We start from the raw sequence: 11547 nt of genomic DNA, 5'->3' as shown, positions 1-11547 counted from the left end.
CTAGAGCCTGTTCACCAGGCTTACCCGGGAAGCCGCCGCATCACGCACGCGGTTCAGGGCTCCTCGCCGGAGTCGGCCACCTCCTCGGCGGCACGCTCGTCGGTGGTGTCGTCGAGCGCGTTGATGCCCGATTCGGCGAGCGGCACTTGCTCGACCGGCTCGATGTCGGGTACCTCCTCGGCCAAGTGCTCGTTGAGCGATTCGCCTTCCCGATCCTCTCGTGGCGTCGGGCGGCTCTCGGTCACCGCGGACCAGTGTTCGGGCGGCTCGACTTCCCGTTCCGTCGGGTCGCCGCCGAGCTCGTCAGCGTCGAAGCTCTCCTCGGGCCGCAGGGTGGTCGGCTCCGACTCCTCGGCGCCCTGCTGCCGGTCCGACATCTGCCTCTCCTTCCAGCTAGCTAGTCGTGTTTGTCGGGATGTGGAAAGTCACTCCCGTATCGCGTGTCTTCCAGGCCCGCCCAGGGGTCTTCCTTCTGGGCCAGCCGACGCGCCATGTTCGCGAGGCCGTACGACTGCGGTGCCACGCGGCCGAGCTCGTTTAGATCGAGCGGCGTCGCGGCCGGGGCGCCGGGGCGGGCACGCAACGAATAAGGCGCGATCATCGTCTGGCCGTAGGCGTTGCGGTTGGTGTCCAGGAAGATCCGGTCCCCCCGCTTGTCCTTGCGCTGCTCGACGGTGAGCCGATCCGGTTCGTCGCGCACGGCTTGCTCGGCGAGCGCCCGCATGCCCGCCCGGACCTCGTCGAAACCCCGCTCGCCGCGCAGTGGAGCGGCCACATGGAAGCCCTTGCCGCCGGTCGCCTGCACGCGCGGCGACAGCCCAGCGTCCCGGAACCGCTCGCACATCAGCCGTACCACGCCGCGGAGTTCGGGCAACGGCACGCCCTCCGGTGGGTCCAGGTCAAGCACCACGAGAACCGGGTGCTCCAAATCCTCCACTGTGGACAATACAATGTGGAACTCCAGGCACGCTTGGTTCATCAGGTAGAGCAGGGTCGCCGCATCGTCGAGGACGACGTGGTGCACCGCGCCGGCCGCGCCCCGCTGCGGCACGGCCTCCACCCGCACCCAGTCCGGGAAGTAGTCCGAGGCTTCCTTCTGGAAGAAGCCTCCGGAGCCGATGCCGTCCGGAAACCGGCGCAAGGTGAGCGGTTTGCCGCGCGTGTGCGGCACCATGACGTCCGCCACGGAGCGGTAGTACTCGGCGACGTCCCGCTTCCGGTAGCCGTCATCGGGGTAAAGGGACTTGTCCGGGTTGGACAGCTCAATCCGCCGCCCCTCGACCTCCAACTGCGCAGTCACTGGCTTCACCGCACTTCGTCGTTGGTCCGGTCGGTGAGCACCGACTCGGGTTGGGTGCTGACCGGATTGCGCCGCCGGTCGGCGCCCTCGTCGTCCACCTTCACCAGCAGCCACTGCTCGCGGCCGCGAAACCGGGTGCGGGACAGGGCGAAATCGCCGCGCAGCTTCTCGCCGCGGAGCCATACCTTGACGTGCCCGGCGGCGAGCGCATCGGCCATCGCGACCCGCTGGCCGTCCTTCTCGGTGTCGTTGCGGTAGGTTCCGGTGTCCCACACGACGACCGTGCCCGAGCCGTAGCCCTCCGGGATCTCGCCTTCGAATTCGAGGTAGTCCAACGGGTGATCCTCGGTCGGGGTGGCCAGCCGTTTCTCGCGGGGGTCCAGCGACGGCCCCTTCGGCACGGCCCACGACTTGAGCACCCCTTCGACCTCCAGCCGGAAGTCGTAGTGCAGGCTCGATGCGTCGTGCTTCTGCACTACAAAGCGGGGCTGCTCGGCCGGCTCGCCGCCGACGGGTTCCCCGGATCTGTCGAGGTCTCGTTTGCGGCGGTACGTAGCCAACTTGTCCTTGGACATGCCGTCGGCGTACCCGGGTGGCCGACGGGTTAACCGTGGGCCACCACCACATCAGGCCAGGAGGCCGGCCGAGGACAGTGCCGTTTTGATCGCCTCACTTTCGGCCTCCGAGACGGGGGTGAACGGATGCCGGGGCAAGCCGCCGCCGCGCCCCTGCAAGCGCAACGCTTCCTTGATCCGGGCCGGCAGGTTGGGTGCTTCGATGGCCCGCCAAACCTTCAGGATCCGCGCGTGCAGGCTGCGGGCCAGCGCGTGATCACCGGCCTGCACGGCATCCCACAACTGCACGCTCAATTGGGGCGTGACGGTCGGGATCGCCGCCAGCGCGCCGTCCGCGCCCAGCACGAAGGACGCGTACATCAGGTCGTCGACGGCCGCCAGCACGGTCAACCGGTCGCTGACCCGTTCCATCAGGTCGGCGACCAGGTGCATGTCCCCGCCGCTCTGTTTGATCCCCACCACCTGCGGCAGGTCGGCGACGCGGTCCATCACCTCGGCCGGGATCAGCGCCCACGGCACGACGTTGTAAACGATGATCGGCAGCCCGACCTCGTTACCGATCCGCTCGTAGTACCCGACGATCTCGTCGCCGGAGGGCGCGAAAACGTAGTGCACCGGCGTGATCTGCAACGCGTCCACGCCGGTGGCCTTCAGCGCGTGTCCGTAGCGGACGGCCTGCGCGGTGGAGTTCTGGATGATCCCGCCGATCACCGGCACCCGCCCGGCCACCTCGTCGACCACGATCTCGCAGATGCGAGCGCTTTCCTCGACCGACAGGGTGTGCCCCTCACCGGTGCTGCCGCACGCGCAGATGCCGTGCACCCCGGTGTCGAGCAGGTAGCGGATCTCGCCGCGTAGGAGATCTTCATCGATGCCGTCGTCGGCGTCGAACGGCGTCACCACGGTGGAGACGATGCCACCGAGCGGTTTCCCCTGGACTTGCTGCTGAACCATTGCTGTCCTCCAGCATCGACGGGCGTCCGGATTGGGCCTGGACGCGACACCGGCATGCAATCTAACATCTGATATTCCAGTTCTGAAGTATCAGTTGGGCGGCGACCAATGACGGTATCCACGAGCACCAACGCACCTGTCGACACCGCACTCGTGCGACGGGTGGCCATCGCCAGCGCGATCGGCACGACGATCGAGTACTACGACTTCGTTCTCTACGCCAGCGCTGCCGCGCTGGTCTTCGACAAACTCTTCTTCCCCGCGCACGACCCGCTGGTCGGCACGATGGCCGCGTTCGCCACGTTCTTCGTCGGCTACCTCGCCCGCCCGCTCGGCGGGCTGCTCTTCGGCCACTTCGGCGACCGGCTGGGGCGCAAGAAGATGCTCGTCGCCACGCTGCTGATCATGGGCTTGAGCACGGTGGCGATCGGCCTGCTGCCGACCTACGGCGCGATCGGTCTCTGGGCACCGATCACCCTCCTGCTCATCCGCCTGCTGCAGGGCCTCGGCATGGGAGGCGAATACGGCGGCGGCGCTGTGATCACCATCGAGCACGCCCCCGCCGACCGCCGCGGTTTCTACGGCAGCCTGGTGCACATCGGCACCCCCGCCGGGGTGCTGCTGCCCACCGCGCTGCTCGCACTGTTTTCCGCGGGCATGCCCGAAGACCAATTCCTGTCGTGGGGCTGGCGGCTGCCGTTCCTGGCCAGCATCCTGCTGGTCGCCGTCGGGCTTTACATCCGGCTGCGGATCACCGAAAGCCCGTCGTTCCAACAGCTCCGGCGCACCGACCGCCCGGCCGCCAAACCACCGCTGCTGCAGGTACTGGCCCGGCATCCCAAGGACGTGCTGCTGAGCATCGGCGCCAAGCTCGCCGAAAGCGGCCTGTTCAACGTCTACTACGTGGTGGCGATCAGCTATGTGACAACGCAGCTCGACGTTGCGAAATCGACGGTTCTCGTCGCGGTGCTCATCGGCTGCGCCCTGGAATGCGTCACGTTGCCGCTGTTCGGTGCCCTCTCCGACCGGATCGGCCGACGCCGCCTCTACGTGTTCGGCGCGCTGTTCCAGGTAGTCCTGGCCGCACCGTTCTTCCTGTTGCTCGGCAGCACCGACCCGCTGCTGATCGGGGTGGCGATCACGCTGGGCCTCGCCGTCGGGCACGGCGCGATGTACGGCCCGCAATGCGCGTTCTTCGCCCAGCTCTACCCGGTCGCCGTCCGCTACACCGGCCTGTCGCTGACCCAGCAGGTCGGTGCCACCCTCGGCGGCGGGCTCTCCCCACTGATCGCCACCGCCCTGCTCACCGCCGCGGGCGGCGCGCCCTGGCTAGTGGTGGCCTACATGGTCGTCGTCGCATTGCTGTCGGCCGTTTGCGCACTGCCGCTGAGCGCCGGTGAGCGGCGTCGCATTGAGACGATCGGGTGAAGTCTGGGACCGGAAGCGGCCTGATTTGGTCATATGGGAGGCGAGGAACCGACTGGTGGTGTGGCCGAGGGAGACGACCTATGCAGCAGCATGTACACGCCGAGCTGATCGGCGGCCCGGAGGACGGCCGCTCGTTCATTATCCCCGCGCCGGAAACGGACTTACCGATCGGGCAGTTCACCTTCCCGTCGCCGCGCGACGACGAAGCGCCCTGCGCCCGCTACGACCGGCAAGACCGCCGCGCGGACGGCGTGTGGCGCTACCAGTACGCGGGCGAACAGGCCATGTTCCACTGAGCGGACGCCGCCGCGCGCAAGTCGATCACGCGGCACCTAGCGGAGTTGGGCGAAGTCTTCGATGGTCCACACCTTGACTTCTTCGACATGTATGGCTGCCGCGTCTCGCGCCTGCTCCGCTTTTCCGGCCAGCATGGCGTCGACGATCTCCAGGTGCCGGCGGGTGGACCCGGCGATGCGGTGCACTCCGGTCGCGCCGACCACCCGCATCCAGTCCACATAGGCCTCCAGCGCCTCGCGCGCACGGATCAGCCGCCGGTTTCCGGAATGCTGCACGATCGTCCGGTGCAACCGCAGGTCGCTGGCGAAAAACGGGTCGTAGTTGCCGTCGCGAGCCTGCTGTTCCGCGTCGACGATCTCGGCCCGCAGCTCGCGCAGCAGCGCGGCGGGCATCTTCGAGGTCGCCTCGAAGGTGGCCACCCACTCGAATCCCTTGCGCAGGTCGCAGACCTCGCGGATGTCCTCGACGGTCAACTCCGCGACGTAGGTGCCCGAGCGGGGCTTGGTGACCACCAGGTGGTCCAGTTCCAACCGGGCCAGTGCCTCCCGCAGCGGCGTCTTGGAGATCCCCAGCTCGGCCATCAGCGCGGGCAGATCGATCCGCGACGCCGCCCGGAGCTGGCCGCGCACGATGCGCTCTCGCAGCAGCCGGTAGATCTGGTCGGACAGCTTGTCGGTCACGATGCCGACCTGCGCCCGGTTTTCGACCGGATAGGCGTTCACCCCGAGCCCTCCTGTGCCTTCGCCGGTGCCAGCATTCACCGCCCCGGACCCCGCCATAGAACTGTACATCTGATGCGCCAGTTCACCGTGGTCACACCGGGCAGGATGAACATCGAAGGCGACGGCGAAAGCTCTCGGTTGCTTAAGGGTGCCCCGCAACCGTTGGCGGCGGTGTGTGACAAGGTTCGGGTATGCGGATCGCTTCCTGGAACGTCAACTCCGTCGGTGCTCGGTTGCCCAAGCTGCTCGACTGGCTGGGCACCGCCGAACCGGACGTCCTGTGCGTCCAGGAGCTCAAGTGCGCCGCCGATGCCTTCCCCTCCGACGAAGTCGGCGAGCTCGGTTACGAGGTCGCCGCGCACGGCACCGGGCGCTGGAACGGCGTGGCCGTGCTGTCCAAGGTCGGCATCGACGAGGTGCGCCACGGGCTGCTCGACGAGCCGGGCTACCAAGCCGATGGCGCGATGTTCGAGACCCAGGAGCCCCGGGCGATCGGCACGACCTGCGGCGGCATCCGGGTGTGGTCGGTCTACGTCCCCAACGGCCGTGAAGTCGGCCACCCGCACTACTCCTACAAGCTGCGGTGGCTCGACGCGCTGCGCGCTACCGCCATCGAGGAGCTCACCGCGCCCCGGCCGTTCGCCGTGCTCGGCGACTTCAACATCGCCCCGACCGACGCCGACGTCTGGGACATCACTGCCTTCGCCGACAGCACCCACGTCACCGACGACGAGCGCAAAGCCCTTGCCGCGCTCACGGAAACCGGCCTGACGGAAGTCCATCCGCGCGCCCTGAAGTACGACGTCGCCTTTACCTACTGGGACTACCGGGCGCTGCGCTTCCCGAACAACCAGGGCATGCGCATCGACTTGGTCTACGGCAACGAGAAGTTCACCAACGCGGTCACCGACTCCTACGTCGACCGTGAGGCCCGCAAGGGCAAGGGAACCTCGGACCACGCCCCGGTGGTCGTCGACCTCGACCTGCCCTGAGCCGAGCGGCTCGTGAGCGGCGAACCGGTTACCGGAAACATCCGCTCACGAGCGCTCATGGACCAGCTTCGCGATCCGGCTTTCCAGCGCGTCAAGCGCCACGGACCGGGCGAGGTTGGCCATTGCGGCACGCAGCGAGCGCACGGGTCAGCAGCCGCTAAGGGGCGACGCAGCCAGTCACGGCATCCACGGCGAGGGCTGTCGCTGACTCTGTAACGCATGTGACCGCGGCGAGGGGGTCTACTTGCGCACTTGCCTTGCCAATGTTGCCGCAGCCGCCATCACCAAGCCGCTCAGCAGGAATGCGGTTACCGCACGACGCAACATGAAGCCTCCTTTTTCAAGAAATGCAACAAAAATCGGGGCACCTCGACTACGCCAGGAACCCCCGGTACGCGCCGCACAAGTCGCCAAAATGATCGTCACCCACCCACCACCCAGGGTCTTTATAAGCGGCGTAAGCCGCTTGCGGTGTGGGACTCAGCTTGCACCGCTGCGGGTTCTCAGGCGTCGTCTGGCGAGGACAGCCCCAGCGCCGTGTATTGGGCATACATCAGTCGGGGATCGGCGGAGTCCAGGCGGCGTCTGAGGTTCCGCTGCCCGCACCGCTAAGCAAACCACTTTTGAAACCCTCTCTAGGTGGCTGGTGTCGAACGGGGTTTTGAGGTGTTTGCTCTGGTCTTAGCGTGGCGGGCGGTGGGTGTGATTGCCGATCGTTTTCGAGTGTGGTCGGTGGGTTTGTGTGTCGCGTGTGCCGGTTATCGGTGGGGAGGACGTGTGGTGTTGGTGATGGGCTGGGCGTTGGTCTGGTCAGGCGGTCGTCACGGCCCATCCGCCTGCCTTGCGGGTTATCCCGAGCACGCCCAGTCGAGCGAGGTTGACCGCGGCGGCCAGCAGCGAGAAATCAGCGGCCACTTTCCGCAGTCCTCGGACACGGGCCCGTCGTCCGCCGTGGCGGTGGCGCATCAGGTGGCCGATCTTGCGTTCGACTTTGGGCCTGGTGGCGCGGTAGTCAGCCTTCCAGGCGGGGTCGGTCTGGCGGGCACGACCGGCGGCCAGTGCGGCTTCGTGGGGGCTGATGGTGATGGTGCGGCCGGTCTTGGCGGTGGTGCACTGTGCGGCCAGCGGGCAGGTGGCGCACACGACGCCGAAGTTGGCCGCCCCAGCGTGACGCTCACGGGCGCGAATGGGTGCGGTATGCCCGGCCGGGCAGGTCACGGTCTGCTGCTCAAGGTCGATATCGAAACGGTCCTTGGGAAAATGGCCTTTCACCGCAGCCGGCGGTTGCACCTTGAGCCCATTGTGGATCCCATTCTCGTCCAGCCTTTCCAGCAATTCCCCCGCCCCATAGGCCGCATCCCCATATACCGCGGCCTGACCCTCATCCCCGGCTTCGGCTTCGGCTTCGGCTTCGGCTTCGGCTTCGGCTTCGGCTTCGGCTTCGGCTTCGGCTTCGGCTTCGGCTTCGGCTTCGGCTTCGGCTTCGGCTTCGGAGGGCAGGATGTCGGACAGGAGGGTCTCGGCGGTCTCGGCGTCGCCGCTGTTGCCGGGGGTGACTTCGGTGGCGGTGACGATCTCACTGTCGGGGTCGATGGCGAGATGTCCTTTGTAGCCGTCGAAACCGCGGGCCTGCGTTTTGTGGCCATGGCGGGTTTCGGGATCGACGGTGGAGATGACCCGGTCCGGGGCGACCCGGCGGGCGATCCGGAACACCCCGTCGCTGTCTTCGGTCAGGTCCTGGCCCAGCACCGTGGCCAGCAGGCGCGCGGCCTCATCCACGCACTTGGTCCACTTCTGGCCTTCCATCAGGGTCAGCATCGCGAACCCGTCCCGGGCCCGGGAGTCGATCAACGCCTCCCGGGCGGCCTGGTCGTCCCAGTCGATCAGGGGTTTGCCCGCTCCGGCGTAGTCATCTCCGGAGGTGAGCACCGCCCGCAACCGGGCGGCCAGTCCGGCCTCAGCGGTGGCCAGCAGACCACGGATCGCCGAGCGGATCAGGGTGATGGTGTCCATCGTCGCGACCGCGTCATACAACGGGGTCGAGTCCAGCACCCTCCTGCACCCGACCAGACCCGCCTGACGCGCGACATCCAGCACCGTCTCGAAGATCCGGTCCGGCCGAGCCGAGCGGGCCAACCGGGCCCGCATGTCCACCAGCACGGTGTGCACGAACCCCGGATAGTCGAAATCCAGGCCACCGGCGGCGTACTTCCAGCGCGTGTCAAATGCGAACCGCTCCACCGCCTCCCGATCCGACAGGCCCTCGACACGCTGCAACACCATCACCACCGCCACGATCATCGGCGGCACCGACCGGCGACCCACATCGGTGAACAGATCCGCGAACATCTCATCCGGGAACAGACTGAAGCACTCCCGATGCAACACCCCATAAATCGAACCCGCCGCGACCCGGCCCTCACAGTAATCCACCGTCGATCGCAGCAGATCACCCTGCCGCGGCGCGCGTCCCAACGTCACCCCCGACATCCTGCCAAACGATCACCCCGACGGAACACCGACACACCCCGATCCTTAGCAACCCAAAACACCAGCCACCTAGCGGTGTTCTGGTTCGAATTCGTCGAAGATGAGCCAGGTGTGGCAGGTGCGGACTCCCGGTAGCGACTGGATCTGGTCGAAGACCAGGTTCCGCAAGGACAGGTTGTTCTCCGTGCGGACCCGGACCACGATGTCGAACTCGCCCGCCACCAAGGCCACGTGCTCGACGTAATCGATCGCCGCGAGCCGCTGGGCCACCTCGCGCCAGGTGTCCTGCTCGATGGACAGGCCGATCAGCGCCGCCGTCCCCAGCCCGACCTTCGCCGGTGCCACCCGCGCGTGGAACCCGGTGATCACCCCGCTGTCGATCAGCCGCTCAACACGGCCGTGCGCGTTGGTCCGGGAAATGTTCACCTGCTCGGCCAGCGTGCGGATGGACATCCGCCCGTCCCGGCCGAGTTCGTCGACGATCCGTGCGTCTACCTCGTCCAGCGCCGGAGCCGATCGTCCGGCCCGGCCGCGCCGCGAATCGATCCGGATGGACATTTGGTCGGCCATAATGCGTCTCCGATGCCGTTCGTTCCGATTATCTTGGGATGACTTGTATCACATGACGGACTTGCCGGACTATTTCAAGCCAGTCGTCCTGAGGAGGTGTCGGCCGTGGAATGGCTTCCGTCGAGCAGCCCGGTGCGGCTGCTGGAGCAGCCCGATCCGAACTACCGCTTACCGGCACCGGAACGCCTGCTCGCCGCCTACCGGGCGATGGTGATCGGCCGCCGCTTCGACGCGCAGGCCACCACGCTCACCAAGCAGGGGCGATTGGCGGTCTATCCTTCCTCGCGGGGTCAGGAGGCATGTCAGGTCGGCGCGGCATTGAGCATCGGTGCCGAGGACTGGCTGTTTCCGACCTACCGGGATTCGGTTTCGCTGGTGACGCGCGGCATCGACCCGGTCGAGGTGCTGACGCTGTTGCGCGGGGATTGGCACTGCGGCTACGACGTCCCGGCCACCCGGACCGCGCCGCAATGCACCCCGCTCGCCACCCAAACCCTGCACGCCGTCGGCCTGGCCCACGGCGAGGCCCGCAAGGGCAACACCACGGTGGCGATGGCGTTGCTCGGCGACGGTGCCACCAGCGAAGGCGACTTCCACGAAGCGCTCAACTTCGCGGCGGTCTTCCGCGCCCCAGTGGTCTTCTTTGTGCAGAACAACGGCTACGCCATCAGCGTCCCGCTCGCCAAGCAGTCCGTCGCGCCTTCCCTGGCGCACAAGGGAATCGGCTACGGCGTCCGCAGCGAGCAGGTCGACGGCAACGACGCCGCCGCCGTGCTGTCCGTTTTGGACAGTGCGGTGGCGCACGCCCGAGCCGGGAACGGACCGTTCCTGGTCGAGGCCCACACCTACCGGATGGAACCGCACACTAACGCCGACGACGCGGCGCGATACCGGCCGCCGGAGGAAGTCGAGCACTGGCAGCAGCGTGATCCGATCGGCCGCCTGGAACGTCACCTGCGCGCCGACGGCCACCTCGATGACCTCGGGGCGCAGCGGATCGCCGCGGAAGCCGAGGAGTTCGCCGTGGCGGTGCGCACGCGCATGCAGGCGGAGCCGACGGTCGATCCCGAAGACCTCTTCCGGCACGTCTACGCCGAACCCACGCCGCAGTTGACCGAGCAGCTCGCCCAGCTCCGGTCCGAACAGGAGGCGCTGTAATGGCACCGACCAGCATGGCGCAGGCGCTCAACGCGGCCCTTCGCGACGCCATCGCCGAGGACGAGCGCGTGATGGTCTTCGGCGAGGACGTCGGACGGCTTGGCGGGGTCTTCCGGATCACCGACGGGCTGCAGGCCGAGTTCGGCGAGGACCGCTGCTTCGACACGCCGCTGGCCGAGTCCGGCATCGTCGGATTCGCGGTGGGCCTGGCCATGGCCGGATTCCGCCCGGTGGTGGAGATGCAGTTCGACGCGTTCGCCTTCCCCGCCTTCGAGCAGGTCGTCTCGCACGTGGCGAAGATGCGTAACCGGACGCGCGGCGCGGTCGGCCTGCCGATCGTCATCCGGGTCCCCTTCGCCGGCGGCATCGGCGGCGTCGAGCACCACTGCGACTCCAGCGAGGCCTACTACGCGCACACGCCCGGCCTCAAGGTCGTCGCCCCGGCGACCGCCGCGGACGCCTACTCGATGCTGCGCGAGGCCATCCGCGACCCCGATCCGGTGGTGTTCCTGGAAGCCAAGAAACTCTACTGGTCGAAGCAGGACATCGAGCTGCCGACGACCGCCGAGCCGATCGGCCGCGCCGTGATCCGCCGACCCGGACGCGACGCCACGCTGATCGCCTACGGCCCCGGGGTGCCGCTGGCGATGGAGACCGCCCAGGCCGCGAAGGAAGAGGGCTGGGACGTCCAGGTGGTCGACGCACGCAGCCTGGTCCCGTTCGACGACGAGACGATCAGCGCCGCCGTGCGCGGCACCGGGCGTTGCGTGGTGCTCCAAGAAGCACCGGGATTTGCCGGAGTGGCAGCGGAAATCGCGGCTCGGGTGCAGGAGCGCTGCTTCCACTCGTTGGCCGCGCCGGTGTTGCGCGTCGCGGGATTCGACGTGCCGTACCCGCCGCCGAAGCTGGAGCACGCGCATCTGCCGAGCGTCGACCGAGTGCTCGACGCGCTGGCCCGGCTTCAGTGGGACGACCGGCCGGACACCAGGTGGCTCAACGGCGTCGGCACGAGCGTGCCCGCCGCTCTTGTCGCCGACCGCGAACGGGAGGGCGCGGCATGA

Annotated in this window: 12 protein-coding genes; 5 read left to right on the top strand and 7 right to left on the bottom strand. The window is 67.8% G+C overall.

Translation table 11 applies throughout. The features are described 5' to 3' along the window. Window positions 1-53: 53 nt before the first annotated feature. Genes BJ970_RS26020 through BJ970_RS26005 form a run of 4 tightly spaced genes read right to left on the bottom strand, consistent with a single transcriptional unit; the run spans window position 54 to window position 2829 of the window. Window positions 54-377, bottom strand: coding sequence for a hypothetical protein (locus BJ970_RS26020; protein WP_184728631.1), 324 nt, complete (start codon window positions 375-377; stop codon window positions 54-56). A gap of 20 nt (window positions 378-397) precedes the next feature. After that, window positions 398-1300, bottom strand: a complete 903-nt coding sequence (gene ligD / locus BJ970_RS26015) for a non-homologous end-joining DNA ligase (RefSeq protein ID WP_312864411.1) — start codon at window positions 1298-1300, stop codon at window positions 398-400. Between the two features lie 5 nt (window positions 1301-1305). Further along, window positions 1306-1875 carry a DNA polymerase ligase N-terminal domain-containing protein gene (locus BJ970_RS26010; protein WP_184728630.1) on the bottom strand — a complete coding sequence of 190 codons (570 nt, stop codon included), beginning with the start codon at window positions 1873-1875 and terminating at the stop codon, window positions 1306-1308. Between the two features lie 51 nt (window positions 1876-1926). Further along, entirely contained in the window at window positions 1927-2829 is a 903-nt protein-coding gene (locus BJ970_RS26005) for a dihydrodipicolinate synthase family protein (RefSeq protein ID WP_184728629.1), read from the bottom strand. 108 nt (window positions 2830-2937) lie between these two features. Between BJ970_RS26005 and BJ970_RS26000 the strand changes: the two genes are divergently transcribed. Next, the gene (locus BJ970_RS26000) at window positions 2938-4257 is read left to right on the top strand and encodes an MFS transporter (RefSeq protein ID WP_184728628.1); all 1320 of its coding nucleotides are present in this window, start codon (window positions 2938-2940) and stop codon (window positions 4255-4257) included. Window positions 4258-4337: 80 nt separating this feature from the next. Further along, on the top strand, window positions 4338-4553 hold the full coding sequence (locus tag BJ970_RS25995; RefSeq protein ID WP_184728627.1) for a DUF8847 domain-containing protein: 216 nt from the start codon (window positions 4338-4340) through the stop codon (window positions 4551-4553). Window positions 4554-4589: 36 nt separating this feature from the next. Here the strand turns inward: BJ970_RS25995 and BJ970_RS25990 are convergent, their stop codons facing one another. Continuing rightward, complete coding sequence (locus tag BJ970_RS25990; protein WP_221467316.1) at window positions 4590-5276, bottom strand: GntR family transcriptional regulator; 687 nt, start codon at window positions 5274-5276, stop codon at window positions 4590-4592. A 191-nt stretch (window positions 5277-5467) separates the two neighbouring features. Between BJ970_RS25990 and BJ970_RS25985 the strand changes: the two genes are divergently transcribed. Beyond that, a complete protein-coding gene (locus tag BJ970_RS25985) occupies window positions 5468-6268 on the top strand; it encodes an exodeoxyribonuclease III (protein ID WP_184728626.1) in 801 nt (266 codons plus the stop codon). 810 nt (window positions 6269-7078) lie between these two features. Here the strand turns inward: BJ970_RS25985 and BJ970_RS25980 are convergent. Beyond that, window positions 7079-8749 (bottom strand): transposase, encoded by a 1671-nt coding sequence (locus BJ970_RS25980; protein WP_446689094.1) that lies wholly within the window; start codon window positions 8747-8749, stop codon window positions 7079-7081. A 78-nt stretch (window positions 8750-8827) separates the two neighbouring features. Continuing rightward, entirely contained in the window at window positions 8828-9316 is a 489-nt protein-coding gene (locus tag BJ970_RS25975; RefSeq protein WP_246471019.1) for an Lrp/AsnC family transcriptional regulator, read from the bottom strand. Between the two features lie 117 nt (window positions 9317-9433). Between BJ970_RS25975 and pdhA the strand changes: the two genes are divergently transcribed. After that, window positions 9434-10486 (top strand): pyruvate dehydrogenase (acetyl-transferring) E1 component subunit alpha, encoded by a 1053-nt coding sequence (gene pdhA, locus BJ970_RS25970; RefSeq protein WP_184728623.1) that lies wholly within the window; start codon window positions 9434-9436, stop codon window positions 10484-10486. After that, window positions 10486-11547, top strand: a complete 1062-nt coding sequence (locus BJ970_RS25965; RefSeq protein WP_184728622.1) for an alpha-ketoacid dehydrogenase subunit beta — start codon at window positions 10486-10488, stop codon at window positions 11545-11547. The genes pdhA and BJ970_RS25965 overlap by 1 nt, the downstream gene beginning before the upstream one ends.

It is taken from the genome of Saccharopolyspora phatthalungensis, assembly GCF_014203395.1.
In the GTDB taxonomy this organism is placed as follows: Bacteria; Actinomycetota; Actinomycetes; order Mycobacteriales; family Pseudonocardiaceae; genus Saccharopolyspora; species Saccharopolyspora phatthalungensis.
Note: the sequence above shows the minus strand (reverse complement) of the source record. Positions and strands in the feature narration are given on the sequence as shown.